23 protein-coding genes, 1 tRNA gene and 1 pseudogene are annotated in these 26,998 nt (G+C 64.3%); 4 read left to right on the top strand and 21 right to left on the bottom strand.

The genetic code is table 11. From position 1 onward, the window contains the following. Positions 1 to 52 precede the first annotated feature (52 nt). From RM530_RS15010 to RM530_RS15000, 3 genes are read right to left on the bottom strand one after another with little or no spacing between them, the layout of a single operon-like run. Positions 53 to 712 (bottom strand): histidine phosphatase family protein, encoded by a 660-nt coding sequence (locus RM530_RS15010; RefSeq protein WP_311366069.1) that lies wholly within the window; start codon positions 710 to 712, stop codon positions 53 to 55. Beyond that, positions 709 to 1,611, bottom strand: coding sequence for an alpha/beta fold hydrolase (locus RM530_RS15005; RefSeq protein WP_311366068.1), 903 nt, complete (start codon positions 1,609 to 1,611; stop codon positions 709 to 711). The genes RM530_RS15010 and RM530_RS15005 overlap by 4 nt, the downstream gene beginning before the upstream one ends. 39 nt (positions 1,612 to 1,650) lie before the next feature. Then, positions 1,651 to 2,382 (bottom strand): ferredoxin reductase domain-containing protein, encoded by a 732-nt coding sequence (locus RM530_RS15000; protein ID WP_311366067.1) that lies wholly within the window; start codon positions 2,380 to 2,382, stop codon positions 1,651 to 1,653. A gap of 200 nt (positions 2,383 to 2,582) precedes the next feature. Between RM530_RS15000 and RM530_RS14995 the strand changes: the two genes are divergently transcribed. Beyond that, positions 2,583 to 2,658 (top strand) — tRNA-Glu (locus tag RM530_RS14995). Positions 2,659 to 2,830: 172 nt separating this feature from the next. Here RM530_RS14995 and RM530_RS14990 read toward each other — a convergent pair. From RM530_RS14990 to hrcA, 15 genes and pseudogenes are all read right to left on the bottom strand, one after another. After that, positions 2,831 to 3,148, bottom strand: a complete 318-nt coding sequence (locus tag RM530_RS14990; protein ID WP_311366066.1) for an SCP2 sterol-binding domain-containing protein — start codon at positions 3,146 to 3,148, stop codon at positions 2,831 to 2,833. Between the two features lie 265 nt (positions 3,149 to 3,413). After that, a pseudogene (locus RM530_RS18790) lies at positions 3,414 to 3,536 on the bottom strand (cupin domain-containing protein); the annotation flags it as partial. A gap of 128 nt (positions 3,537 to 3,664) precedes the next feature. Next, positions 3,665 to 4,486, bottom strand: coding sequence for a dienelactone hydrolase family protein (locus RM530_RS14980; RefSeq protein WP_311366064.1), 822 nt, complete (start codon positions 4,484 to 4,486; stop codon positions 3,665 to 3,667). 177 nt (positions 4,487 to 4,663) lie between these two features. Beyond that, the gene (locus tag RM530_RS14975) at positions 4,664 to 5,761 is read right to left on the bottom strand and encodes a PA0069 family radical SAM protein (protein WP_311366063.1); all 1,098 of its coding nucleotides are present in this window, start codon (positions 5,759 to 5,761) and stop codon (positions 4,664 to 4,666) included. After that, positions 5,758 to 6,261 carry a GNAT family N-acetyltransferase gene (locus tag RM530_RS14970; RefSeq protein WP_311366062.1) on the bottom strand — a complete coding sequence of 168 codons (504 nt, stop codon included), beginning with the start codon at positions 6,259 to 6,261 and terminating at the stop codon, positions 5,758 to 5,760. Before RM530_RS14970 ends, RM530_RS14975 begins: the two co-directional genes overlap by 4 nt. Before the next feature lie 14 nt (positions 6,262 to 6,275). Continuing rightward, a complete protein-coding gene (locus RM530_RS14965) occupies positions 6,276 to 8,138 on the bottom strand; it encodes a potassium transporter Kup (protein ID WP_311366061.1) in 1,863 nt (620 codons plus the stop codon). A 92-nt stretch (positions 8,139 to 8,230) separates the two neighbouring features. Next, a complete protein-coding gene (dapB, locus tag RM530_RS14960; protein WP_311366060.1) occupies positions 8,231 to 9,043 on the bottom strand; it encodes a 4-hydroxy-tetrahydrodipicolinate reductase in 813 nt (270 codons plus the stop codon). A gap of 74 nt (positions 9,044 to 9,117) precedes the next feature. Further along, the gene (gene dnaJ / locus RM530_RS14955; RefSeq protein WP_311366059.1) at positions 9,118 to 10,233 is read right to left on the bottom strand and encodes a molecular chaperone DnaJ; all 1,116 of its coding nucleotides are present in this window, start codon (positions 10,231 to 10,233) and stop codon (positions 9,118 to 9,120) included. Between the two features lie 97 nt (positions 10,234 to 10,330). Then, positions 10,331 to 12,253 (bottom strand): molecular chaperone DnaK, encoded by a 1,923-nt coding sequence (gene dnaK / locus RM530_RS14950; RefSeq protein ID WP_311366058.1) that lies wholly within the window; start codon positions 12,251 to 12,253, stop codon positions 10,331 to 10,333. Between the two features lie 126 nt (positions 12,254 to 12,379). Further along, positions 12,380 to 13,015 (bottom strand): nucleotide exchange factor GrpE, encoded by a 636-nt coding sequence (gene grpE, locus RM530_RS14945; RefSeq protein WP_311366057.1) that lies wholly within the window; start codon positions 13,013 to 13,015, stop codon positions 12,380 to 12,382. Between the two features lie 158 nt (positions 13,016 to 13,173). Then, positions 13,174 to 13,458 carry a DUF1254 domain-containing protein gene (locus RM530_RS14940; RefSeq protein ID WP_311366056.1) on the bottom strand — a complete coding sequence of 95 codons (285 nt, stop codon included), beginning with the start codon at positions 13,456 to 13,458 and terminating at the stop codon, positions 13,174 to 13,176. A 37-nt stretch (positions 13,459 to 13,495) separates the two neighbouring features. Continuing rightward, positions 13,496 to 16,306: a malto-oligosyltrehalose synthase gene (treY, locus tag RM530_RS14935; RefSeq protein WP_311366055.1), complete on the bottom strand. Its 2,811-nt coding sequence runs from the start codon at positions 16,304 to 16,306 to the stop codon at positions 13,496 to 13,498. Beyond that, positions 16,303 to 18,117: a malto-oligosyltrehalose trehalohydrolase gene (gene treZ / locus RM530_RS14930; protein ID WP_311366054.1), complete on the bottom strand. Its 1,815-nt coding sequence runs from the start codon at positions 18,115 to 18,117 to the stop codon at positions 16,303 to 16,305. The genes treY and treZ overlap by 4 nt, the downstream gene beginning before the upstream one ends. Beyond that, complete coding sequence (glgX, locus tag RM530_RS14925) at positions 18,114 to 20,333, bottom strand: glycogen debranching protein GlgX (RefSeq protein ID WP_311366053.1); 2,220 nt, start codon at positions 20,331 to 20,333, stop codon at positions 18,114 to 18,116. Before glgX ends, treZ begins: the two co-directional genes overlap by 4 nt. A gap of 116 nt (positions 20,334 to 20,449) precedes the next feature. Further along, positions 20,450 to 21,478, bottom strand: coding sequence for a heat-inducible transcriptional repressor HrcA (hrcA, locus tag RM530_RS14920; protein ID WP_311366052.1), 1,029 nt, complete (start codon positions 21,476 to 21,478; stop codon positions 20,450 to 20,452). A gap of 136 nt (positions 21,479 to 21,614) precedes the next feature. On the opposite strand from hrcA, the gene RM530_RS14915 reads away from it, so the two are divergent. Further along, entirely contained in the window at positions 21,615 to 22,559 is a 945-nt protein-coding gene (locus RM530_RS14915) for an NAD(+) kinase (RefSeq protein WP_311366051.1), read from the top strand. Between the two features lie 30 nt (positions 22,560 to 22,589). After that, positions 22,590 to 24,269: a DNA repair protein RecN gene (gene recN / locus RM530_RS14910; RefSeq protein WP_311366050.1), complete on the top strand. Its 1,680-nt coding sequence runs from the start codon at positions 22,590 to 22,592 to the stop codon at positions 24,267 to 24,269. Positions 24,270 to 24,317: 48 nt separating this feature from the next. Here recN and fur read toward each other — a convergent pair whose 3' ends face one another. Beyond that, the gene (gene fur, locus RM530_RS14905; RefSeq protein ID WP_311366049.1) at positions 24,318 to 24,728 is read right to left on the bottom strand and encodes a ferric iron uptake transcriptional regulator; all 411 of its coding nucleotides are present in this window, start codon (positions 24,726 to 24,728) and stop codon (positions 24,318 to 24,320) included. Positions 24,729 to 24,792: 64 nt separating this feature from the next. Between fur and RM530_RS14900 the strand changes: the two genes are divergently transcribed. Continuing rightward, positions 24,793 to 25,221: an outer membrane protein assembly factor BamE gene (locus RM530_RS14900; RefSeq protein ID WP_311366048.1), complete on the top strand. Its 429-nt coding sequence runs from the start codon at positions 24,793 to 24,795 to the stop codon at positions 25,219 to 25,221. A 6-nt stretch (positions 25,222 to 25,227) separates the two neighbouring features. Here RM530_RS14900 and RM530_RS14895 read toward each other — a convergent pair whose 3' ends face one another. Beyond that, positions 25,228 to 25,545 (bottom strand): RnfH family protein, encoded by a 318-nt coding sequence (locus tag RM530_RS14895; protein WP_311366047.1) that lies wholly within the window; start codon positions 25,543 to 25,545, stop codon positions 25,228 to 25,230. Further along, positions 25,542 to 26,924 carry a sodium-dependent transporter gene (locus RM530_RS14890; RefSeq protein WP_311366046.1) on the bottom strand — a complete coding sequence of 461 codons (1,383 nt, stop codon included), beginning with the start codon at positions 26,922 to 26,924 and terminating at the stop codon, positions 25,542 to 25,544. The genes RM530_RS14895 and RM530_RS14890 overlap by 4 nt, the downstream gene beginning before the upstream one ends. Between the last annotated feature and the right edge of the window lie 74 nt (positions 26,925 to 26,998).

Raw genomic sequence — 26,998 nt, 5'->3', positions numbered from 1 at the left:
GCTTCGGTCGGACCGGTTCTCGGCCGTTTTTGATTCCTGTCCGAATTGACACTCACATCAAGGTGAGCTGTTGCTCTGACAAGGCTTGCACATCGTTGATCGAATTCAGGCTGCGCATGCTGCCTGAAAACAGGATTTCGGTCATCGACGCGTTGCGCAATACCCGCAAAACGCGCGGAATGGCCGGGTTCGGCGCCTCCAGCAGTGCCGCGACGGCGGTCGCGATGACGCCCGCGGACGTCACCGCCAGCACGGTACGCCCCGAGCCCGTGCGCGACAGACACTCCTCCAGCCAAGCAGCGATACGCGCGCGGAACGTCTCGATCGGCAGCGTGCCCGGCAGTTGCACGCGTCCGGCGGTCCAGGCTTCGATCGCGCTCTGGTAGGCCTGGATGCGATCCGCGACTTCGCCGAGACGCTGCTGCGCCAGCAGTCGGCGGGCCTCGGGCGAATCGAGAATCGCGTCTCGGTCCGCGAACTCGTCGAGACGGACTTCGTTCCGGACCGCGGGCCAACTGGCCTGCGCAAGGGATTCGGCGGTTTCACGCTGGCGCCGCAATGGACCGGTCCATACTTCGTCCGGTACCGGTTTATGGGTCTTCCACCAGCGTCCCACCTGCGTGGCCTGCTCGAATCCGAGCGGCGACAGTGCGTCATAGACCTCGCCGGTGAACGACGCCTGCCCGTGACGCATCAGGATCAGGCGGCTCATTGCCCGGCCCCGGCGTGCGGCGGCGCACAACGAAGCAGGAATTCGATCACCGCCTGATTGAAGGCATCGTTTTCGTCGCCCGCCACCATGTGATGCGCGCCGAGCACATCGACGAACTCGGCGTGCGGCACCAGGGCGCGCATATCGGCCACGCTGTCGTCGCTGACCAGATGGCTCTTGGCGCCACGCACCAGCAGCGTCGGAATGCGCAGTGTGCGCGCCGCCGCCTGGAGCTGTTGCTGCACGTCTTCGGCACCGGGGCGCTGCGCGCCGGCCACGAACTCCGGATCCCAATGCCAGCGAAAGCGACCATCCGGCCCCAGGTTCAGGTTCTTGCGCAAACCGTCGAGCTGCTGAGGCTTCGGCCGATGCGGCAGGTAGTGCGCGATCGCGTCCGCCGCCGCCTCAAGGCTGTCGAAGCCGTCGCGCGTCATCGCCATGAACTGCACGATCTGCTGTACGCCCTCAGGCTCCACCTTGGGCGCGATGTCCACCAGCACCAGCGCCGCCGCGAAATCGTCATTGGCGCCGCCCTGCGCGGCCAGCGACACCATGCCGCCGAGTGAAGCGCCGACGAGGATGGCGGGTCTTGGCAGGGTAGCCAGGACCGTGCGCACATCGGCAACGAAAACCGCACCGGTATAGACGCCTTGCGGCGACCAGCCGCTGTCGCCGTGACCGCGCAAATCGAGATTGATCACGTGATAACCCGCATCAACGAGAGCACCAGCAGCATTCTTCCAGGAATGTCGGGTCTGTCCGCCACCATGCAGCAACACGACCGGCACCGCCTCCGGATCACCGCCGATATCGGCGACCAGTTCGATTCCGTCATGCGTCGGAAACCGGCGCTCGACGAACACTGGCGGCGTATCGCTATTCAGTTCCGGGGTCTTCATGGTTTGTGATTTCACTTGCCGCATCCGCTCATGCTGAGGTCAGTAGGTCTGGACGTGCAGCGCACCGCGCTGTTGCAGTTGTGCTCGAATGCCAGCCCAGTCCAGTTGCGCCGCCTCACAAACCTCGGAAAGCGCCCGCTCGGCCTCGACTTCCATTGCCGGCACGCCGCACAGGCAGACACTCAAGCTCGGATCGGCCAGCAGACGCAATATCGGCGCCGCCGCCGCGCGGATTTCATCGTGGACATAGCGGCGCCGCTGGTCGGGCTGGCGCGACCATGCAAAACGCAGTTGCGTGGTCTCGGGGGGCAACTGCGTCAATTCATCCACGTACGCGGCCTCGTTGGGGCTACGCGCCCCGAACACCAGCAGACGTTCCCCTGCCCGAGGTTCGCGAACCAGTTGCTGCACCACGGCCCGCATCGGAGCGATACCGGTGCCGGTGGCGATCATCAGCATCGGCGCCGGCCCTACGGCCGGCAGAAAAGCGTCGCCGTACGGTCCACTCAAGGCAAGCTCGTCGCCCGCCTTGAGTGCCGACAGCAACTGCGCGCGCAAATGGGTGGATTCGTCGGTGTCATCGTCCGCGTGCTTCACCAGCAGCGCCAGATCATCCTGCCCGGGCGTTTCTCCGTCGCGCGCGCTGGCGATGGAGAACATCGCCCCGCCCGCTTCGGGCGCAGTCGGAAATTGCAGGCCCACGAACTGGCCTTCACGGCAGCGAACAGGTCCGTCGGCCACTTGAAGCACCAGGTGCCTGAGATCACGCATCGCATGGTCCGGCGTGAGTCGCCGGTGCGATACAACTCGAGCGGGAACCCAGCTGTCCGGTGCTGTACCGGCCCCAGGCTGAGAAATGGAATCGGATGACATACGCCCTATGGTAACTTTTCGCGACGCTTGAATTGGTCCGGCCGAAATGCTTTGCGCCCGCGCGATTCCTCGTCCATAATTCGCAGCCCGTGCGTCATGCTCCCATCGTCTAGTGGCCCAGGACGTTGCCCTCTCACGGCGAAAACCGGGGTTCGAGTCCCCGTGGGAGCACCAATTAAATCAGGCGTTGCGCGGCATTCACTCGCAGCGTCGAGTGCCGAAAAGAGCCATGAACAGCAATATTCGGCCAGAGGAAGGCCTCAATCGCGCCACTCACGGTGGCTGATATTCGAACAAACAAGAAAGCCCGCTGACGCGGGCCTTCTTGTTTGTTCGAGCCTCGATTTCAGCCTAGCTTGGACTGATCGAAAAAGCCCTGCAGGCGCTGACCGAGCATGAGGTCGCCCTCCACCTGGAGCTTGCCGGTCATGAACGCGGTCATGCCGTTGAGTTCACCCTTCATCAGCGCGACGAGATCGTCGTCTTCCATGATCAGGGTCACGTCAGGATCCCTTGCGGTGCCTTCGGTGATCGTGCAGCTGCCGTCCTTGATCGTGGCGTAGACCGGCTCGGAGGTGTTGAACTGAAGCACGCAGTCCGTTCCAACGGCGGCTTCGGGGTTGAAGGCTTCGGGCAATTGCTTGAGAAAGGCGGCTACGCTCATCTTCAGATAACTCCGGTGTAGTGAATACGTGATCGAATAGTCCCAGGGCGGAGCTGGCAGCGCGCTGAAGGCGCGGTTCGCCTCGACCTCCCCTGGGCAAAGCCAATGGGGTCCAGGCCGCCAGTTTAGCCGGTCTCGGTCGCCGCCGGATGACGGACGCCGCCGCTCAAGTCTTGCGATAGGCCGGAAACTTGAAGGTGGAGCGCTTCACGCCTCGAGCGCGCTGTCGCACAACGCGACCGTCTCATGAACGCCGTTCTGCAACCTGCAGGCTCAGCGTAGCCTTGCCAGCAAGGAGCAGGACGAATGCCCCCTCCTCCTGGTCGTACCAGAAGCCCGGCGGACTGGTTTGTTGGCCGTGGCTGACGATCCGTTCGATGCGGACCCCGGCTGGAACAGCAGCCTGGACCTGTTCCTCATCGCCGGCAAGGGGCCGACTGTCCCGCGACGGAACGGATGGCGTGGGCGGCGGGGTATCGACAGGTGGCGCGGCGCCGTCGTTGCCGATGGTCCGCCTCACGCGGCCTTCAGGCGCTCGGCAAAAAAATCCAGCACCCGATCCAGCGCGGCCCGGGTGGGGTGCCCTGCGCGGTCCACCAGATCGTTGGTGAGCACGGAGTGGGCATAGCGCGGGATGCCGTGGGCATTGCCGGGACGGGAGTCGATCTCGATGGCTTCGAAACCCTCGCCCAGCTCGCGACGCAGGCGATCGAAACGCGCCTTGGGGCAGGCCAGATCATGGGTGAAGCGTAGCCCCAACAGCCGCGCGCCCTGGGACACCCGATCCTTGACGCAGCGCAGATCGGCCTCGCTGAGGTGCGGCGCCGCGCGGTGCGACGCCGTGATCCCGAAGGGCAGGGATGGCTGGCTCAATACCGGCGCCGCCACCACCGGATCGACCATCATGGCAAGGGCAAAATTGCCGGTCAGGCACATGCCCAGCGCGCCCACGCCGGGGCCGCCCAACTCGGCATGCAGTTGCCGGCACAGGACCTTGAGCGGCTCGACGATGGGACTGGTGCCGTTGCGGGCCAGCACATGAAATTCCCGTCGCACGCATACCCGCGCCACCGAATCGGCGAGATAGCCGACGGACAGACGGCGACCAGCGGTGCCAAACAGCTCGGGCAACACCACGGTGAAGCCCGCGTCGGCCACGCAGCGCGCGAAACGCGCCACCTGCGGGGTGATGCCGGGGATTTCGTGGATGATCACAACCCCGGGACCTGCGCCGATGCGATACACCGGAAATGTGGTGGAGCCGTCACGAAACTGGCTTTGCGCGAAACCGGACAAGGGCATGGCGAACGTCTCCATCAGGACTTCAGCCTGAAGCATAGGGGAAGTCCGCTGCGTTTGTCCTTTGGGTCGGCGAGGCATTCTCATGCTGGTGCCTGAAGATCTCATTGGCGGGCACAGGCTTCACCGGACGCAGCGCCTTGCGCTAACGGCCATGCCGCCAAGCGGCACCCCGCAGAATGAATCTGCTGCGGCATGGCTGTCAGGCGCGCCCATTCAGAACAGACCGAGCTGCCCACCGGGTGACGGCGCGCGGTACTGGCTCAGGTCCAGTTGCAGACGGACGCGTTCGCTGCCGTTGAGGCCGGAGCGCCGACAGGCGAGCTTGAAACGTTGTGCGAGCAGATCGGCGAAAGGCCCCTGCCCGCGCATGCGTGTGCCGAAGTTCGGATCATTGTCGCGGCCACCACGCATTTGATTGACGATGCTCATGACATGCGCCGCTCGGTCAGGGAAGTGTTGCTGCAACCAGTCGCGGAACAGGTCCTTGACCTCGAACGGCAGGCGCAGCGGGATGAAGCTGGCCGCGATGGCGCCCGCCTGGGCACCGGCGTCGAGCATGGCTTCGAGTTCCGCATCGTTGATCGCCGGGATCATCGGCGAGGCGAAAACCATCACCGGCACGCCCGCGTCCGTGAGCCGCCGCATCGCACGCAACCGCGCCTGCGGCGAAGCGGCGCGGGGTTCGAGGATGCGCTTGAGCGCCGGGTCCAGCGTGGTCAGCGAGATCGCCACCGACACCAGATGCTGCGCGGCCATCTCGGACAGCAAGTCCAGATCGCGTTCGATCAGCGCAGCGCCCTTGGTGACGATGGACACCGGATGGCGGCTTTGCCACAGCACTTCCAGGATGTCGCGCGTGACGCGCTGACTGCGTTCGACCGGCTGATACGGATCGGTGTTCGAGCCCAGAGAGATCACGCTGGGACGATAGCCCGGCTTCGCCAGTTCGCGTTCCAGTATCGTCGCCGCATCCTGTTTGTAGAACAGCCGGGTTTCGAAGTCGATGCCGGGGGAAAGGTCCACATACGCGTGGCTCGGCCGGGCATAACAATAGATGCAGCCGTGCTCACAGCCTCGATACGGATTGATCGAGGTCTCGAACGGAATGTCGGGCGATTGATTGCGGCTCAGGATGCTGCGCGCACGCTCCGGCAGCAGCACGGTTTCCGGCAGAGCCTGCGGAATCTCGTCGGCGTCGCGCCAGCCGTCATCGATAGGCTCTCGCGATTCTTGATCGAACCGCCCTTCCAGCCTCAGTCCGGTGCCGCGCCCCTTGATCGGTCCGGGACGGAATTCGCAGCGGCTGCTCATCCGTCGCGCGCCAAGGCCTGCAGGGCATCGCCGCTGAGCCTGTAGACATGCCATTCGCTGAGCTTTTTTGCCCCCAGGCTTTCGTAGAACGCAATGGACGGCGCATTCCAGTCCAGCACCGACCATTCGAAGCGACCGCAGCCGCGCTCGACCGCCAGGGCCGCGAGCCGCGCCAGCAGCGCCTTGCCAATGCCATGCCCGCGACAGTGCGACTCCACGAACAGGTCTTCGAGATAGATTCCGGCCCGGCCCAGAAAAGTCGAGAAGTTGTGGAAGTACAGCGCGAAACCCACGGCCTGGGCGTCACGTCGTGCGATCAGGGCTTCGGCCTTGGGGGCTGCGCCGAACAGGGCCTCGTGGATCATCGACTCGTTCGCCACCACTTCGTGGGTAAGCCTTTCATAATCCGCCAAGGCCTTGATCAGGCGAAGAATGTCGGAAACGTCCGCGGGTGTGGCGGCATCAATGCGGGTGGCAGTCATGGCAACAGGTTCAGGCATGGTTCCCCAGCCTGTCAGATTTCGACCTGAAATCCGAGCTCGACGACGTCCTTGGGCGGCAGGCGGAAGAAGGCCGTCACTCGCGTCGCGTTGCGCGACAGGACCGCGAACAATCGTTCCTGCCAGAGCCACATTCCGGGAATGTTCCGCGTCGGAATCAGTATCTGTCGCCCGAGATAGTAGGTCACGGCGTCCAACTCGAGGTCCATGCCGAGCTTCTCGGCCAGGCGCAGCGCCAGCGGGACGTTCGGGTCCTGCATGAAGCCGTAGCTGATCTTGACGTACATCACGCCGGGCGCGACGCAAATCGGCAGCAGACGCTCGGCCGCCATCACGCGCGGCTCGTCGCGGGTTTCGACCTCCAACAGAATGATCCGCTCCTGCATCACGCGGTGACGCGCCAGATGCCGCAGCAGATACGGCGGTACGTGATAGCCGGAGGTGAAGAACACCGCGGTGCCATCGATTCGATGCGGTGGCTCGATGATCAACAGCTTGGCGAACTCGCTGGGGGTGATCGCATTGCGCCCCCAGCGCTCGCTGAGCAATTGCCGGCCGCGCGCCCAGGTGCGCATCAGCACGAACACCAGGATCGCCACACCCAGCGGATAAAAGCCGCCGTCGGCAAGCTTGAGCAGGTTCGCACCGAAGAAGGAAAAGTCCACGATCAGGAACACCGTCAGCAGCGCCGCGGACAGCCAGAGGTTCCAGCCGAAACGGCGCGCCACGAAGAACGCGAGAATCGTGGAGATCACCATCGTGGTCGCCACGGCGATTCCATAGGCCGAGGCCAGCGCGCTCGACGAACCGAATCCGATGACCAGACCGATCGTCGCCAGCATCATCAGCCAATTGACCAAGGGGATGTAGATCTGACCCTGCTCGTCCGGAGAGGTCTGCACGATGTTGACCCGCGGCAACTGTCCCAGTTGCACGAGCTGGCGGGTCAGCGAAAACACGCCGGTGATGACCGCCTGCGAGGCAATGATGGTCGCCAGCGTGGCCAGGGCCACCAGCGGATAGGTCGCCCAGTCCGGCGCCAGCTCATAGAACGGCGCCTTGGTGGCTTCGGGACGATCCAGGATCAGGGCACCCTGACCGAAATAGTTGAGCAGCAGGGCCGGCAACACCATGACGAACCAGGTGATGCGAATCGGCGCACGGCCCAGATGCCCCATGTCCGCATACAAGGCCTCGCCGCCGGTGACCACCAGGAACACCGATCCAAGCACGGCGAAACCGGCGAAGCCGTTGCTCGCGAAAAAGGCATAGGCATGCGCGGGATTGGCCGCCGCCAGGACCGCCGGATACTGAAGGATGCCGTTCAGTCCCAAGGTCGCCAGTACCAAAAACCAGACCACGATGATCGGTCCGAATATGCGCCCGACTTTCGCGGTGCCGCGATGCTGCAGCGAAAACAGACCCACCAGGATGATCAGCGCCACCGGAATCACAAAGGGCTTGAAGGCCGGCGTGGCCGTTTCCAGGCCTTCGACCGCGCTCAACACCGAAATGGCCGGCGTGATCGTGCCGTCGCCAAAAATGAGCGCGGCGCCGAAAAGCCCCAACAGCATCAGCAGATAACGTTGCGATCCGGGCTTGACCTGCCAGGGATTGAGCAGCGCCACCAGGGCGGCGACACCGCCCTCGCCGCGGTTGTCCGCACGCATCACGAACAGCAGATACTTGCACGAGATCACAAGGATCAGCGCCCACAGGATCAGCGACAGTATTCCGAGCACGTTGTCGTGCGTCGCCTCGATGCCTTCGTGCAGGAAGCATTCGCGCAGGGCATACAGAGGACTGGTGCCAATATCGCCGTAGACGATGCCGAGGGTAGCCAGGCACAGGGTCGCCAGCTTGGGCTTTTCGATCATCGGTGGCGGCGGTTCCCGGCGGTTGTTCGTCGCTGAATGAGACGCTCAGAAAAACAAAACGGAATGAGCAGCGCCTGAATGCCGGACCCGGCTCAACCCAGCCCAAGAACCTCGCGCATGCCATAGGCACCAGCATCGCGGCCGGCCAGCCAGGCGGCGGCCCGCACCGCGCCGTTGGCGAAATTCAAACGGTTGCTGGCCCTGTGCGCGATCTCGATGCGCTCGCCATCGCCGAGAAACATCACGCTGTGGTCGCCGACCACGTCTCCACCACGCACGGTGGCGAAACCGATGGTCGGCCGCTCACGCTCGCCGGTGTGGCCTTCGCGGCCGTAAACGGCCACCTCGGACAGCTCGCGGCCCAGTGCCTCGGCCACGGTCTCGCCCATCGCCAGGGCGGTGCCCGAGGGCGCATCCACCTTGTGGCGATGATGCGCCTCGACGATTTCCACGTCGTAGTCGTCACCCAGCGCCCGCGCCGCCTGTTCCAGCAGCTTCAGGCAGACGTTGACGCCGACGCTGAAGTTGGCGGCGCGCACGATCGGGATTTCGTGGGTGGCGGCCGCCAACTGGTCGAGCTGTACCACGCTGAAACCGGTGGTGCCGATCACCATGCCCTTGCCGGCCGAACGACACACCTGGAGCGCCGCGAGGCTGGCCTCGGGACGCGTGAAATCGACGACCACATCGAAGTCATCGACGGCGTCTGCAAGCTCGTCACGGACCTTGAGGTTCATCGCCGCCAGTCCGGCCAAGGGTCCGATATCGGCGCCGATGACATCGCTGCCAGCGCGATCAAAGGCGGCTGTGACACGAACCGAGGCGGCGGCCGAGGCGGCCTGAATCACGGCGCGGCCCATGCGCCCGCTGGCGCCGAGAACGGCAATTCGAACAGGTGCTGACATTGGCGACGATCGAATGGTTTACGAGCTGCGCATGGTCGCCGGTTCGTCGCCCAAACGCGAGCCCCACCGATCGTTCAGGACTTGAGCCCGTCCACGAAACGCTTGGCCTTCTCCAGCCAGGAGCTGGCCTCGGGACTGTGGCGCTCGTTCGACTTGGCCAGGGATTCACCGAATTCACGCAGTAGCTCGCGCTGCCGCTTGTCCAGCTTGACCGGCGTTTCGACCACCACCGAAATCATCAGATCGCCGATGCCGCCGCCGCGCACATTGGGCACGCCCTTGCCGCGCAGACGGAAGGTCTTGCCGGATTGCGTGGCTTCGGGAACCTTGACGCTGGCATTGCCGCTCAGGGTCGGCACTTCCAGCTCGCCGCCCAGCGCGGCAGTGACCACCGAGATCGGTACGCTGCAATACAGGTCGGTACCGTCGCGCTCGAAGATTTCGTGCGGCTTGACGTTGATCTGCACATAGAGATCACCGGCCGGCGCGCCGCTGGCGCCGGCCTCACCTTCCCCGCTCAGGCGGATGCGGTCACCGGTGTCCACGCCCGGCGGTATGGTGACCGAGAGAGTCTTCTCGGAACGCACACGTCCGGCACCACGGCAGGGCGCGCACGGATCGGCCACGATCCTGCCGCTGCCGCGACACTGCGGGCAGGTCTGCTGCAGGGTGAAGAAGCCTTGCTGAATCCGTACCTGACCCATGCCGCGGCAGGTCGGGCAATCCTTGGGCTTGCTGCCGGCGGCCGCGCCGCTGCCTTCGCAGACCTCGCAGGTCTCCAGCTTGGGAATCTTGATCGAACGTTCCAGCCCGAACACGGCCTCTTCGAGCGTCAGCTCCATGATGTAGCGCAGGTCGGAGCCGCGACGCTGGCCACCGCGACCGCCGCCGCCAAAGATGTCCGAGAACACATCACCGAAGATGTCCGAGAAGCCGCCGCCGAAATCGCTGGCGCCGCCTCCGCGCTGCAGGCCTTCGTGCCCGTATCGGTCGTAAACCTGACGCCTGGCCGGATCGGTCAGCACTTCGTAGGCTTCGCTGATCTCCTTGAACTTCTCCTCGGCCTCGGTATCACCCGGATTGCGATCCGGGTGGTATTTCATCGCCAGTTTGCGATAGGCCTTCTTGATCTCGCCCTCGTCGGCCGACTTGGAGATGATGAGGACTTCGTAGTAGTCGCGTTTGGTCATTGATCGTGAGGCGTCAGGCATGAGGCATAAGACGTCAAAGCAAAAGGCGTGCGGCCATCTCGCCTCACGCCTTTCACCTCGCGCCTCGCGGCATTACTTACTTCTTGTCTTCGTCCTTCACTTCCGTGAACTCGGCGTCGACCACGTCATCGTTGGCCTTGTCGGCGTCGGCGGCACCCGGGGCAGCTTCCGCGCCGTCCGATGCCTTGGCATAGGCGCGCTCCGCGAGCTTGGCCGAGGTTTCGGCCAGAGCCTGGGTCTTGGACTCGATCGCATCCTTGTCCTCGCCCTTGGCGGCTTCACGCAGATCCTTGATCGCTTCCTCGATCTTGGTCTTTTCGTCACCTTCGATCTCGGATTCGAGGTCCTTCAGCGATTTCTCGACCGCGTGCGCCATGCCCTCGGCCTGATTGCGCGCGGAGATCAGCTCGTTGAACTTGCGATCGTCCTCGGCGTGCAGCTCGGCGTCCTTGACCATCTTCTCGATTTCGTCGTCCGACAGACCGGAGTTGGCCTTGATCACGATCGACTGCGACTTGCCGGTGGCCTTGTCCTTGGCGGACACGTTGAGAATGCCGTTGGCATCGATGTCGAAGGCGACCTCGATCTGCGGCACGCCGCGCGACGCCGGCGGGATGTCCGACAGGTCGAAACGGCCGAGCATCTTGTTGGCCGAGGCGACTTCGCGCTCACCCTGGTAGACCTGGATGGTCACGGCAGTCTGGTTGTCGTCGGCCGTGGTGAAGGTTTCGGCCTTGCGCGTCGGGATCGTGGTGTTCTTCTCGATCAGCTTGGTCATCTTGCCGCCCATGGTCTCGATGCCCAGCGACAGCGGGGTCACGTCGAGCAGCAGCACGTCCTTGCGATCGCCGGCGAGTACTGAACCCTGGATCGCGGCGCCCACGGCGACCGCCTCATCCGGATTCACGTCGCGGCGCGGCTCGCGGCCGAAGAAGTTCTTCACTGCGTCCTGCACCTTGGGCATGCGCGTCTGGCCGCCGACCAGGATCACCTCGTCGACTTCCGATGCCTTGAGCCCGGCATCCTTGAGCGCGATCTTGCACGGCTCGACGGTACGGCTGACCAGATCGTCGACCAGCGCTTCGAGCTTGGCGCGCGTGAGCTTGAGATTGAGGTGCTTGGGACCGGAGGCATCCGCCGTGATGTACGGCAGGTTGATTTCGGTCTGCTGCGTGCTCGAAAGCTCGATCTTGGCCTTCTCACCGGCTTCCTTGAGACGCTGCAGAGCCAGCGGATCCTTCTTCAGGTCGATGCCCGATTCCTTCTTGAATTCGTCGACGATGTAGTCGATCACCCGAAGGTCGAAGTCCTCGCCGCCGAGGAAGGTGTCGCCATTGGTCGACAGCACTTCGAACTGGTGCTCGCCGTCGACTTCCGCGATCTCGATGATCGACACGTCGAAGGTGCCGCCGCCGAGATCGTAGACCGCGATCTTCTTGTCGCCGGTGACCTTGTCCAGACCGAAGGCCAGCGCGGCCGCGGTCGGTTCGTTGATGATGCGCTTGACTTCAAGACCCGCGATCTTGCCGGCGTCCTTGGTCGCCTGGCGCTGCGAGTCGTTGAAATAGGCCGGCACCGTGATCACGGCTTCGGTGACCTTCTCGCCGAGGTAGTCCTCGGCGGTCTTCTTCATCTTCATCAGGATTTCGGCGGACACCTGCTGTGCCGCCAGCTTCTTGCCCATGGCCTCGACCCAGGCGTCGCCATTGTCGGCCTTGATGATCTTGTACGGCACCATGGCGATGTCCTTCTGCACCACCTGGTCTTCGAAGCGGCGGCCGATCAGGCGCTTCACGGCGTACAGCGTGTTCGCCGGGTTGGTGACGGCCTGGCGCTTGGCCGGGCGGCCGGTCAGGGTCTGGCCGTCATCGGTATAGGCGACGACGGATGGCGTAGTGCGCTCGCCCTCGGCGTTCTCGATGACCTTGGGTGTGTTGCCCTCGATAATGGCGACACATGAATTGGTCGTACCGAGGTCGATGCCGATGATCTTGGACATGGGTGAAACTCCAGAAATTCTGCCGAAATGGGTTAATTGATCCAGCGATGCTTGCTAGTTAAGGGCAAATTGTCGCGATTCAAGGCCGGATCGGGGATGTGGGCGCACGTTTTGCCCGGATCTTCCTCAGGCCTGCGGCTGAGACGGTGCCCGCGCGACCACGACCATTGCCGGTCGCAACACGCGGTCGTGCAACTTGTAGCCCTTCTGCATCACGCTGAGCACATGGTTGGGCGCGACATCGCTGGATTCAACCATCGAAACCGCCTCCTGGCTTTCGGGGCTGAAAGGCTGGCCCTGCGGGTCCACCGCGCTGACGCCGTGCTTCTCGAGAACGGATACCAGCTGCTTGTGCGTCAGTTCCATGCCTTCGATCAGGCTGCGCGCGGCCTCACCGGCACTGCCCGCGGCCTTGAGCCCCAGTTCCAGACTGTCGCAGACCGTCAGCAGTTCGCCCAGCAGGCGCTCCGTGGCGAACTTGAGAGAATTGCCGATTTCGCGTTCTGCCCGCTTGCGCACATTGTCGAGTTCGGCGACCGAGCGCAGACGCGCATCTTCGGCTGCGGATGCCCGGGCCGTCGCGGCTTCCAGCTGCGCACGAAGCTCGTCCAGCTCGCTCACGCTCGGCGCGGCCGGATCCTCCGCTGCAGGGGGGGCACTGTCCGGCATCTGCGGCGTCTGCGCCTCGGCACGAGGCTCAAGACTCGGTTCAATGCGGCCATCGGCCTTTTCGCCGGCGTTCTTGTCGAACGGATCGCTCATGTTTTGGGTTCTGGGCTACGGGTGAATGGACTACCTAGGGGCGCTCGTGCAGGATTCAAGCCCTGCGGAGCACGCCTGAGGGGGCCGCATTGTACCGACCGGCGTCGTTGGAACCAGCCGAAAGATCGTTCACCGCATGATAGTTGCCGTTCTCGTCGTCATAAGCGGACAGCGGCCGGTACACACCCAGCGGCACCTGCGCCAGTACCTGCAAGTACCTGCAAGGGCCCCGCCTTGAGATCATAAGGACAGGCGGAATACAGCATGTCCGGACTCGGCATGACCATGCGCCGGTCCGAGGCGTTGGTGCGCGGCGCGTGGTAGATGCTGTTCCAGTCGCCGCCCCCGCTACCGGATTCGGCGAAGTAATACAGCGCTTCGTGGCGGTTCAGCGCCAGAATGCCATTCAGCGCGAGCCCGGCACGCGCCAAAAGCCCCTGCATCCGACGGGCAAGGCGCGGGCCGAAAGCTCCTCGGGCCTCAGTCCGTCACCAACAGGGCCACCGGGAAATGCCGCGTCAGGGCTTGCAGCGGCGCCGGGCCATCAGCGCTGTCGAGGCTTGCGCCATCGAGCAGATTGCGCCACCGTCCCGGGGGCAGCGGTAGCACGGTGTCCTGCCAGTCGACGTGTCCGTTCGCGTCGATCAGGCGATTCCAGAAACGCGGTGCCACCGTGATCGCCGCCTGATCCGGGCGGCGGCGGCCAAACGCCAGTACCTGATCGGCAAAATGGCCTTGCGCTTCGATCGGAAGATAGTCACCTTGCGCGAACAGTGCCGGCTGCCGCCGACGCAACCCCAAGGCGGTGCGGATCAGATGAAGCTTGACGCCGCCATCGGACCAGGCTCGCATCAGCTGGCTTGCGGCCTCGACGCTGCCGCTGTCGCCGGGAACCAGTTCCTGTATCTCGGCCAGTCGCTTGCGGTACTGCACATAGTCCACAGGACGACGATTGTCGGGGTCGACCATCGACAGATCCCAAAGCTCCGCGCCGCGGTAAATATCCGGCACGCCCGGCATCGTCAGCCGTAACAGCGTCTGTGACAGCGATACACGCATGCCGGACTCGGCGAGGCGCAGCGCGAATCCCGCAAAGTCGTCGAGGAACATGCGGCTGCGCTGAGGGTCGAGCGCCGCCCGCACGAATTGCGCTAGTGCGCTTTCGTATTCGGCGTCCTGATGTACCCAGCTTGAACGTTGCTTGCCTTCGCGCACCGCCTTGACCATCGCCGCCTCGACGCGTCCGGCGAGGTCTGCCAGTGCCGATTCGTGGTCGAGATCCAGGTCGGGCGGCCAACAGCCGAGCAGGCTTTGGTAGAAGCAGTACTCGTGATTTCGTTCGGGTGCGTCGGCGTCGCCGATCCGGACGCGCAGACGTCGATTCATGCGCGCCCAATGCAGTACCTGCTTCGCCCACTGCGCCGGTATTTCGGCCAGGCAGGCAATGCGTGCTCGTGCATCTTCGCCGCGCTTGGTGTCATGCGTACTCGCGGACAGCATGGCCTGGGGGAAGTGCTCCAGGCGCTGCTGATTGGCGTGGTGGAAACCCTGTACCCCGAGCGAGAATCGCTGCGGATCACCGCCGACCTCGTTGTGACTGAGTAAACGCAGGTAGCGATAGAACGCGGTGTCCTCCAGCCCCTTGGCCATCGCCGGACCGGACAGTTGCTGGAAACGCATCGCCAGGGACAATACTTCGTCACGCGGATACGGCGAGCCCTGGCCGGCAAGATCGCCTGTCAGTACACCGGCGATGAAATCGTAGACCGAGGTTTCGACCGGACCGGCACGACGTTTGGCGACGCCCAGCGCCCAATCGATATGGCGCCGGTCGCTTGCGCCGGCCGGCTGCTCGCGGTCGACGTAGCTGCGGTACACCGGAAATGCCGCGATCAAATTCTCCAGCGCCTCGCGTATCGCATTGAGCGTGAAGTCACGCGAACGCCAACGGCTGGAACTGAGCCGGTAGACCGCGCTCGCCAGTACGGAGACCTCGCTGGCCAGGCTGTTTCGGAGAATTTCGCGCTTGCTGTGCCAGAGTATGTCCTCAAAGGATTCTTGAACGCCGCTGAAGCGTCGATAGAACGTGCCCAGCGGACGTTCACCCTCGGGATCGGTCAGTGCGGCACCGATCAGGTTGAGACTGTCATAGCCGGTGGTGCCAGCCACCGGCCATTCGGAGGGCAGTTGCTCATGTGGCGCGAGAATCTTCTCGACGACGATGTAGCACGGTTCCCCCGGCCGGCCGGCCGCGCCCTGCAGGCGCCGGGAGTATTGCAGCGGATCGTGCAGGCCATCGATGTGGTCCACGCGCAGGCCATCGATGCGTCCGTCCTCGACCAGGCGCAGCAAGCGGCGATGCGTTTCGTTGAACAGGTCGATGCGTTCCACGCGCAGACCACCCAGGGTGTTGATGTCGAAGAAGCGGCGGTAGTTGATCTCGTCCGAAGAAACCCGCCAATACGCCAGTCGGTAGGCTTGGGCGTCGAGCAGCCGCCCCAGCGGCCGCCAGCTATCCGGCATTCCGATCTGGCCTCGAAATGCGCCCAACGCGGCCTGCACTTCCTCGGCGATCGCGGGCAGCTCGCGCATCGTGGTTGCGAACTGCTGCGTCAGTTCGTCGGCGCTTGAACGCGCCGCTGCGGCATCGTCGCGTAGCAGACAGAACGCACGTATCAACGCTTCCAGTCCGGGGCTGATCGCGCGCGGCCCGGGCGCGTCGTCGCGCAGCAAAATAACCGGGTAGTCCAGCGGTGAGATCGGGAACCGATGCTCGTAGTACCAGGCGCTGAAACTGCCCTGCTCCGCATCCAGACGCAGTTCGATCTCCCCGCGTTCCAGTACCGCGCCGAACTGGTCGCCAAGCACCGGCAGCAATACCTTGCCTTCGAGGTTGCGGCGGCTGGAATGCCAGTCGATATCGAAGAATCCGGCGTACGGCGAGTGCTGACCCCATTCGAGCACGTCCATCCACCAGGCGTTGTCGGAGCCGATGCCCATGTGGTTGGGCACGATGTCGACGATCAGGCCCAGGTCGCGCGCCTTCAAGGCCTGGTGCAGCGCCTCGAAACCCTCCTCGCCGCCGAGTTCGGGATTGATCCGGGTGTGGTCGATGATGTCGTAACCGTGCGTGGAGCCGGCGCGCGCGGTCATGATCGGTGAGGTATAGATGTGCGAGACGCCCAGTGCCTGCAGATAGTCCGCAAGCGCCGCGGCCTGCGCGAAATCGAAGTCCTTGTGCAATTGCACGCGATAGCTCGCGCGCGGAGGCGTCCTCGGGTTCGCGCTCACGGCTGCAGCAGACTCGCGCGGACGAACCAGGCCGGCCAGGCCGCGTCGTCCGCCGGCGTTTCGGTTTCGAAGATCACGCGGTCGCCGGTCGTGCTGCTTTCGCCTGGATCCAGCGTCGCGGGCTGCGGCGCCAGGTTGACTTGCAGCCGCCAGCGGTAGCCTTCCGCCAGCATCCAGCACACGTCTGCGAATCCAGGCACGCGACTGCTCGCCTCGCCGCCGTGATGCGCGCCGGCCAGCAGCGGCACCAGATGCTCACGGCGCAGAGCGATCAGCGTACGGTAATAGTCCAGCCAGCCGGCACCGGCGGCCCGGCTCGGTGCTGACCAGTCAAGCACGGCACTGGCGAAGGTTTCGGCCGCCAGCGGGTCCGGAATTCCGCGACGCGCAGCTTCGTCCTGGAATTCAGGAAATGAACTGAACTCCGTCAGGCGCCCCTGACGCACGGCCTCGCCGAGATCGCCATCAAAGTCGCAGAAAAACGGGAATGGTTGTTCGCTGGCCCACTCTTCACCCATCCACAGCATCGGCACCTGGGGCGACAACAACAAGGTGGCGGCCGCGGCCCGAATGGCGGGCGGCGGCGCGAACTTCGGCAGGCGCCAGCCATAGGCGTGATTGCCGACCTGGTCATGATTCTGAATGAAGGAGACAAAGGCGGTCGGCGGCAGCGAGGCGGACGCTTCACCGCGCAACGCGCCCTTGCGATGCCCGGAGGTTTCGCCCTGGTAGTCGAAGCCTTCGGCGAGCACGCGCCCCAGCCGCTGCGCGCGAAGCTGGAGATAGTCCCGATAATAGCCGCCCTCGGCGTTGGTAGTCAGCACGCGCAGTACGTGGTGATAGTCATCGTTCCATTGCGCCGTGAATGGCCCCGGCCCACCGTAGCCTTCGCCGAGCACCGAGGCGCGGTTTTCATCGTTCTCGAGAATCAGCCAGGCTGGCCGCCCTTGCAGACCTTGTCGAACCTGGCGGCCCAATTCCAGCACGAAGTCCGGATTCGAATCGTCGCGGATCGCGTGCACGGCGTCGAAGCGCAGACCGTCGAAGTGATATTCCTGCAGCCAGTACAGCGCGTTTTCGATAAAGAAGTCGCGCACTTCACGGCTGCCCTCATCGTCGAAATTGATCGCGGCGCCCCAGGGCGTCTGGTGGCGTTCGGTGAAGAACTGCGGCGCGTAGGCATGCAGGAAATTGCCTTCCGGCCCGAAGTGGTTGTAGACCACGTCCAGCACCACCGCGACCCCGCGCGCATGACAGGCGTCGACCAGGCGTTTGAGCGCGGCGGGTCCGCCGTAGCGCTTGGTGACGGCGAAAGGCTGCACGCCGTCATAGCCCCAGTTCCAGCGACCGGGGCATTCGGCCACCGGCATCAGTTCGATCGCGTTGACGCCAAGGTCGATCAGGTGATCCAGATGCGCGATCACGCCGTCGCAGTCGCCGGATTCCGAAAAGCTGCCGATGTGCAGCTCGTAGAGCACCGCACTGTGCCAATCGGGTGTACGCCAGTCCGAATCCTGCCAGTCGTGCTGCTGCGGATCGACGACCTCGCTGAACCCCTGCGCCTCGTCCGGCTGATAGCGGGAGGCCGGATCCGGGTACTCCTGCCCAGCGATACGGTAGCGGTAGCGACTGCCGGCTGCGGCCGCGGTGCTCAGGCACTCGTAGTAACCGTCGGCGGCTGGCTTCATCGCGATCACGGCGCCGTCCTTGAGCACCAGCTCAACCTGCTGCGCACCGGGCGCCCACAGACGAAAGTGCACGCCCCGATCGGTGATTTCGGCGCCTCGATGCAGGCTTAGGTGACGTTTCATGCATCGACTCCCGAGTCAGGCTGCGGCGCACGGTCGGCCACGTCGAGTTCGATGCTCGCCATCGGACGCGGTTGCGCGCGATGGACGAACAGGGCCAGTGACCGTGCCTGCAGAGCGAACGCCTGCCCGCTTTCGTAAAATTGGCCGGGCTCGGCGATGCCATTCGGCAAGGCGGTGTCGATCAGCAATTCCCAGTTCATCGCGGACGGCAGCTCCGGAATCCGGAAATCCAGTGCTTCGTGATGAGCGCTCATGATCACCAGGAAGCTGTCGTCGATGTCGCGCTGGCCGCCGGGCGTGTAGTAATCACCGGCCGCGCCACCGAGTACATAGCCGAAAGCGCGGGCGTAGGCATTGTCCCAGTCGGCATCGGTCTGCTCGCGTCCATCGGGCGCGAGCCAAGTGATGTCCTTGAGTCCGTCGTCGGCCATCACCTGGCCGAGGAAATATCGCGGGCGCGAAAACACGCGATGCTTGCGGCGCAGTCGGATCAGCTCGCAGACGAGTTCGCGCAGGTGCTCGTCTTCCGGGCGCAGTCCGGTCCAGTGTGTCCAGGACAGCTCATTGTCTTGACAGTAGGCATTGTTGTTGCCGCGCTGGCTGCGCCCCATTTCGTCACCGGCGAGCAGCATCGGCACACCCAGCGACAGCAGCAAGGTCGCCATGTGGCTGCGCTTGAGGCGATCGCGCAATTCCAGAATCGCGCGGTCCTCGGTCTCGCCCTCTGCCCCGCAATTCCAGGAATGATTGTCGTCGTGCCCATCGGCGCCACCTTCGCCGTTGTCCTCGTTGTGCTTGTCGTTGTAGGACAGCATGTCCTGCAGGGTGAAGCCGTCGTGCGCGGTGACGAAATTGATCGAGGCCCAGGGCCGGCGTCCGGCACGTTCGAAGATGTCGGCGGAGCCGGTGACGCGGCTGCCCATTTCCGCCATCACGCCCTCGTCGCCTTTCCAGAAGCGACGCGAAGTGTCGCGGAACGCGGAATTCCATTCGGCCCAGCCCGGCGGAAAATGGCCGAGCTGAAAGCCGTAGTCGCCGACGTCCCAAGGCTCGGCGATGAGTTTGACGCGATTGAGCACCGGGTCCTGGCGCACCGCGTCCAGAAAAGCGGCGCCGGGATCGAAATGGCCGTGTTCGCGCGCCAGCGTGGAGCACAGGTCGAAGCGGAATCCGTCGACGTGCATGTCGATAACCCAGTAGCGCAGCGAGTCCATGACCATCTGCAGGACTCGCGGGTGATCCAGGTTCAGTGTGTTGCCGGTGCCGGTGTAGTCCATGTAGTAACGACGGTCCTCGGCCAGCCGATAGTAACTGGCATTGTCGATTCCGCGCAGCGACAAGGTCGGTCCAAGGTGATTGCCCTCTCCGGTGTGGTTGTAGACCACGTCCAGAATCACCTCGATACCGGCACCATGCAAACGCTTGACCATGGTCTTGAACTCGGCGAGATCGCCGGTGGCGAGATAGCGAGGGTCCGGCGCGAAGAAGCCGAGCGTGTTGTAGCCCCAGTAGTTGGTGAGACCGCGTTCGCGCAGATGACGGTCATTGAGAAACACATGGACCGGCAGCAACTCCACGGCCGTGACGCCCAGCTTGACCAGGTAGTCGAGAACGGGCGGCGACACCAGGCCGGCAAATTTTCCGCGGCGCGCGGTCTCCACGCCGGGGTGCAAAGCCGTGAATCCCTTGACGTGGACTTCAGCGATCACGGTTTCCTCCCAGGATGTGCGCGGCGCGCGCTCATCCCCCCAGGTAAAGGCTGACTCGACGACGCGGCACTTGGGCATGTGGCGCGCATTGTCGCGGCGATCGAAGGACATATCCTGGCGCCGGCTTCCGACTCGATAGCCGAAGTGTGCGTCATTCCAGTGCAGATCGCGGAACAGCGATTTGGCGTAGGGATCGATCAGCAGCTTGTTGGCGTTGAAGCGATGCCCGTTGGCGGGATCGTAGGGACCGTGCACCCGATAGCCGTAAAGCAGCCCGGGTCGCGCATCCGGAAGATAGCCGTGCCAGATCTGGTCGGTGTATTCCTGAAGACGGATGCGGGCGATCTCACGGCGACCGTCAGGGCTGAACAGGCACAGGTCCACGGCTTCGGCGTGTGCCGAGAACAGTGCGAAATTGATGCCCTCGCCGTCCCAGCTTGCACCAAGCGGATAGGACCGTCCGGGCCACAGAATGACGCGGTCTTTCAGCCACGCGCTAGAGTCCACGCCTCACCCCTTTCCCAATACGATCACCCGGTTCCGGGACCGGAACCTCGCCATCATGCGGGGCGGCGGTTGAACGCGTTGTGAATGCGGAAAAAGGGGGAGGCCAGCAACACGGCTCATTCGTCGGCGAGCGAATGCCCCAGGGCGCGTGCGGTGGCGCGCACCAGTGGAATGATGCGCGAGTAGGCCATACGCGTGGGGCCGACCACGGCAAGCACGCCGGCAACCTCGCCCTGAAGGTGGTATGGCGCCGTGACCACGCTGCACTCGTCGAGCACGCGATAGCCGGATTCCTCGCCGATGAAGATCTGCATGCCCTCGGCCTGCAGGCATTGGTCGAACAGACTCAGCAGATCGCGCTTGTGATCAAGCGCATCGAACAGCTTGCGCAGGCGGCTGACATCGCCCAGTTCCTGGAACGAGAACAGATTGGAACCGCCGGCGACCACGTAATCCTGCTGGGGGTCGGGGTGGCCGAGCGCCCGTTCCGTCATTTCCAGCGCGCTGCGCAAGGTGTCGTTGACCTCGCGCTGGGTCGCCGAAACCTCATCGACCAATTGCTGGCGCAGCACCAGCAGATCGCATCCGGCGTAGTGCTGGTTGATGGCGTTGGCGAGCACTTCGAGTTCGCGCGCGGAATAATCGCGGTCCACCGACACGACCCGGTTCTGCACATCGCGCTGGTTGACGACCAGAATCGCCAGCACCCGGCGCTCCGACAGCGGCAGGAAATCGATACGTCGCAGCACCGCGATGTTCCGACGCGGCGTGGTGACAACGCCCGCCATGCGGGACAGCGACGACAACACCGACGAGGTTGTCTGCAGCAATTCCTCGGTGTTCTCCGCTCGGTCGAGCAGTTCACGCACGATCTGCTGCTGCTGCTCGTCCGCCAGCCCTTCCGGCTCCAGCAGGCTGTCCACGAAATAGCGGTAGCCCCGCTGTGTCGGCACACGGCCTGCCGAGGTGTGCGGCGAAGAGACGAATCCAAGGTCGTCAAGGTCCGCCATCACGTTGCGGATCGTGGCCGGCGACAGGTTCAGGCCACCCGCGCGCGACAAGGTACGCGAGGCAACGGGCTGTCCGTCCTGAATGTAGCGCTCGACGAGCAATTTCAGGAGCTCTGCGGCTCGGGATTCAAGCATCGATCGTCATGTTGTCAGCATAGGCCCCTGAATCGAAACTATCCCTAGCCCGGCCGGGGGTCAAGCATCGTCGCAGCACCGCTGCGCGCGCCGGCCGGCGCGGACCGGTCTGCCGCATCGTGATGGGCCCATGTTAATGTCCGCGCGTCTGCGGCGGACGCGCATCGACGTCGGCGCGCAGCACATCAATCCAGAAAAGCACGAAGGGATCATGTCGCAGTTCGGGACATTGGGAATCATCGGCAAGCAGGACGACCCTGCCGCGGCGCAGACCGCGGCGCTGCTGGTCGCGCACCTGCGTCAACGCGGCCACAGCGTGCTGCTCGATGACGAACTGCATGGCATGGCCGCCGATGCCACCGCGCCGCGCAGGGAGCTGGCCGAACGCTGCAATCTGGTGATCGTGGTCGGCGGCGACGGCACTCTGCTCAACGCCGGGCGTGATCTGGCACCGGCCGGTGTTCCGCTGCTGGGCGTCAACCAGGGGCGGCTCGGCTTCATGGTCGACGTGAACCCGCTGCAAATGACCGAAACCGTGGATTCGATCCTCGACGGCGACTACGTGCGCGAGACCCGCAGTCTGCTGTCGGCGCGCATTCTGCGGGACGAAGGCGGCGCCGGACCGTTCCTGGCGCTCAATGATGTAGTGCTGCGCAATCAGGCGGCGATCCGCATGATCGAGTTCGAGACCTGGCACGGCGAGGAGTTCATCTCGCTGCATCGCGCCGACGGTTTCATTGTCTCGACGCCCACCGGTTCCACCGCCTACGCGCTGTCCGGCGGCGGTCCGGTGCTGCATCCCGGCATCGAAGCCTGGGCACTGGTGCCGATCTGCCCGCATACCCTGTCCGACCGCCCGATCGTGGTCAGTACCGACCGACCGGTGCGGCTGGCACTGTCCGGTGGCGGCACCCACGACGCGACCTGCACCATGGACGGTCAGGTCAATGCCACGGTGCGGCCCGGCGAGATCATCGAGATCAGCCGCGCCGACTGCAGCCTGCAGCTGATCCACCCACGCGGCTACAGTTACTTCAATATCCTGCGCTCCAAGTTGCATTGGGGCCGCGAGCGCTCCTGAACCCGACTGCCCCCGAACCTGACCGTCCGTATGCTGCGGCACCTGTCCATCCGCGATTTTGCCATCATCGATACGCTGGAACTCGAATTCGGCTCCGGCTTCACCGTGCTGACGGGCGAAACCGGCGCCGGCAAGTCGATCCTGATCGATGCACTCGGCCTGTTGCTGGGAGACCGCGCCGACAGTGCGATGGTGCGCGCCGGCGCCGCGCAGGCTGAACTCAGTGCCGAGTTTTCCGTGGATGCCGCCGGCGGTGCCGGTGCCTGGCTCGAACAGCATTCGCTGAGCGATTCCGATTCGCCGGACACCGTACTGCTGCGCCGCCTGGTTTCGGCCGAAGGACGCACCCGCGCCTTCGTCAACGGCTCGCCGGTTCCGGTCGGCAGCCTGCGCGAGCTGGGTGAGTTCCTGATCGAAATTCACGGCCAGCACGAACACCAGAAGCTGGTACGCAGCGACGCACAACGGGCATTGCTCGACGACTATGGCCGCCTTCACGAGCAGACCCGGGCGGTGTCCGAAGCCGCCACGACGCATGCGCGCCTGGAACGCGAACTCGCCGCGGCGCTCGATCAGGGTCGTCAGGACCCGACGCGAGCCGGCTACCTGCGTCATCAACTCGATGAACTCGAAGCGCTCGATCTGAAGGAGGACGAAATCGCGCAGCTCGACGCCGAGCATCGCACGCTGTCGCACGCTGGCGAACTGTTGCAGGACGGAGCGCAGGCCTGCGATGCGCTCAATGGCGGCGAAGACACCCTCGGCGACCGTCTGGCGACGATCACCGGCTTGCTGGAAGCCCACGCCGAGCAGCTGCCGGCATTCGCCGAAGCCGCCGAAATGCTCGCGGCGGCCGGCATCCAGATCGACGAGGCCGCGTCCAATCTGCGCCGCGCGCTCGACCGTCTGGAGCTTGACCCGGCGCGCCTGAGCGCAGTCGAGAGTCGCCTTGAAATCATTCAGGACCTTGCGCGCAAGCATCATGTGCGACCGGCGGAACTGCCGACCTTGCGCGAGCGACTCGCCCTGGAGCTGGCGGCGGTCGAAAACGCCGCGGGCGAGGTCGGCCGCATCGACGCCGAACGCGCCGCGACCGAAAAGCGCTATCGCAAGCTCGCCGACATTCTGACCCTGGCCCGTCTCAAGGCCGCAAAATCGCTTTCCGCCGCGATCACCGAAATCGCCCGCGACCTCGGCATGTCGCAGGCTCGCTTCGTCATCGACATCAGCGGACGCGGCAACAGCCGCCCGGCGGTGCATGGTGATGACGAAATCCGCTTCGACTTCTCGGCCAATCCGGGGCAGCCACCGCGCCCCTTGGCCAAGATCGCGTCCGGTGGCGAGCTCTCACGTATCAGCCTCGCGGTACAGGTGGCCGCGAGCGAAATCGAGAGCGCACCGACCATGATCTTTGACGAAGTCGACAGCGGCGTCGGCGGCGCCACTGCGGAAATCGTGGGTGCCCGGTTGAAGGCGCTGGGCGCGCGACACCAGGTCCTGTGCGTTACCCACCTGCCGCAGGTCGCGGCACAGGGACGCGGCCACTTCGCGATTCGCAAGGAAGTCGACGGGCGTCAGACCTATACACGGGTCTCGGCGCTGGACCAGGCGGCGCGGGTTCAGGAACTGGCACGCATGCTGGGTGGTCGCGAGATTACCGACCCGGTACTGGCCAACGCGCGCGAACTGCTGGCGCGCGCCGCCGGCTGAGTCAATGGAAAACGAAAACGAGCGGCCGCTGCCGGTCGTTTCGGAGTCTCAGACGATCTTCGGCCTGGGCCGCACGTACAGCACCAGGTTGTGATCCTCGATCAGATAGCCGTGCTTCTCCGCGATGAGATGCTGGAGCTTCTCGATCTCTTCGCTGTAGAACTCGATGACCTTGCCGGTATCCATGCAGACCATGTGATCGTGATGGTTGCCGCTGGCCAGCTCGAATACCGCATGGCCGCCCTCGAAATGATGGCGCACGACCAGACCGGCCGTCTCGAACTGCGTCAGCACGCGATACACCGTCGCCAGACCGATCTCCTCACCGGAGTCGATCAGCATCCTGTAAATGTCTTCCGCCGAAAGGTGCCGCGTGGGGCTTCGCTCAAGCATTTCAATGATCTTGAGTCGCGGCAGCGTGACCTTGAGGCCGGCGTTGCGTATGTCTTGGGATTCCATGGCCTGGGTCTTTGTGATGCGTCGATGGGTTATTATTGCATGGTCTTTCCCATCAGCAACGTCCATGCGCCTTCTTCTGATTGTCCTGTCGGCGGCCGCCCTGATTTCCGGGTGCCAGATCGTCTACAAACTGCCGACCCGCCAGGGCAATGTCATCGAACAAAAGCAGCTCGACCAGCTGCGCCTCGGCATGAATCGCGAGCAGGTCGAGTATCTGCTCGGCTCGCCGATCGCGACCGATCCGTTCCGTGATGATCGCTGGAATTACCTCGGTTACTACAAGAGCCCGCGTGGCGATGTCTCCAAGCGAATCGTAACGCTGCATTTCGAGGGCGAGCTGCTGGCGCAGATGGAAGGCACCGCCGATCCCAACGGCAAGGACAAGGCGCTGGAAAACCCGGACGTCGAAACCATCCTGCAACAGGAAAAGAAGGACAAGCAGCAGACCGAGTCGCGCGAGACTGGCGTGATCCTGACGCCTGAAGGACAGTAAGACGCCTCAGCGGCCGGACTTCGCCTTGCGCGCCCGTTCGCGGCGCGCCTGCTTCGGGTCGATCAGCAGCGGCCGGTAGATCTCCACGCGGTCACCATCGCTCAGCAATTCGTCGGGCCCCGTTCGTCGTCCCCAGATGCCGACATCGGGATGCCCGGCATTGATTTCCGGATATTCCACGCAGACGCCCGAAGCCGTGATCGCATCTTCGATGCGCGATCCACGCGGCAGGCTCAGCTGGCGCACGAAGCAGGCCTGGGGCAAGGCGTAGACCACTTCGATGGAGAGCGGCGCACCCGCGCGCGTCGAAGACGCCGTGCTCACCAGAGTTGCTCCAACCGGTCCAGCAGCCCCAGGGTGTAGAGCAGCAAGGCCGCCAGACCGATCCGTGCCGGGAAGCGCAGCAGCTGCCGCCAGACCCGGAACATCGTCAGTCGCTCGCTGCCCCAGCCCGCTTCGATCACATGCAGCGGCAGCACACGGCCAACGGCGATGCAGCTCAGCAGGACACCCACCGGTATCAGCAGCCGCGCCGTCAGCCATTGCATCCATTCGAAGGGGTTGCGCCCCGCTAGGCGTGCATCGTCGAGCACGCCGAACGACAGCATCGCGCCGATCCCGAGAAACCACGCGACCATGGCCACGGCAGTGGCGGCGCTGGTGCGCGGTACGCGATAACGGATCATCAGCCAGGCCACCAGCGGCTCCATCAAGGCGATCGCCGAAGCCAGCGTGATCGCGACCACCAGCATGTAGAAGCCGGTGGCAACGATGATCGACATCGGAATGCCCGGCAAAGCCATGGGTACTGCCTGGAACAACAGGGCCAGTCCGGATACCGGCGACAAGCCGGCGCCGAACAGCAGAGCGTTGATCGCAACGCCGGCGCCCAGGGCAAAGAAGGTATCGAGTGCGATCACCGACACCGCGGCGCGCATCAGCCGGGTTTCCTTGTGCAGGTAGCCGCCATAGGCGAGCATCACGCCGAGCCCGAGGCTCACGCTGAATACGGCCTGCTGCATGGCTTCCATCGCGCCGCGCCAACCAAGCCGGGAAAAATCCACGGCGAACAGGTAATGCAGTGCCGCTCCGACATCGCCGTGACGAGCCGCATAGGCCATCAGGCACAAAAGCAACAGAAACGCGGCGCCCAACAGGTAGCGGCCACCCCGCTCCAGACCTTCTCGCAAGCCTTGCGACACGATGATGCAGGCCGCCAGCTGAAAGATCGTATGCCAGGCCAGACTGCGCTCTGGATCTCGCACCAGTCCAAGAAACACGTCGCGGCTATGCCCTGCATCGACGGCCAGCAGTTCACCGCTGGCGGCGCGAAAGATGTAGCCGACGCTCCAACCCGCCACCACGCTGTAGTACGCCAGTGTGAGCAGCGCGCTGAGCAGGGCCAGCACCGCGAGCGGCTTCCAGCCCCGGCGCATACCGCCGGCATCCTGCGCCAGGCGTTCGAAACCGCTGAGCAGATCGGGGCGCGTCCAGCGCCCCACCAGCCATTCGGCGATCAGCATCGGCAGCGCGATCAGGCACAGCGCCAGCAGGTAGGCGATCAGGAACGCGCCGCCGCCGTACTGACCCGCCAGCCAGGGCAGCCTCGCCATGTTTCCGATCCCGATCGTCGCGCCGGCGCAGACCCATACAAAGGCACGCGGTGACGACCAGTAACCGTAGATGCTTTCGCGGATGGGCACTCTGGAATCTTTGATTGTTGGCGGCGTCTTGAGTTTTGGGCGGGCCGATCCACGGCCGATCGGGGGCATCCCTA

Source organism: Banduia mediterranea (assembly GCF_031846245.1).
GTDB classification, from domain to species: Bacteria; Pseudomonadota; Gammaproteobacteria; order Nevskiales; family Nevskiaceae; genus Banduia; species Banduia mediterranea.
This window is presented reverse-complemented; position numbering and strand designations above follow the sequence as displayed.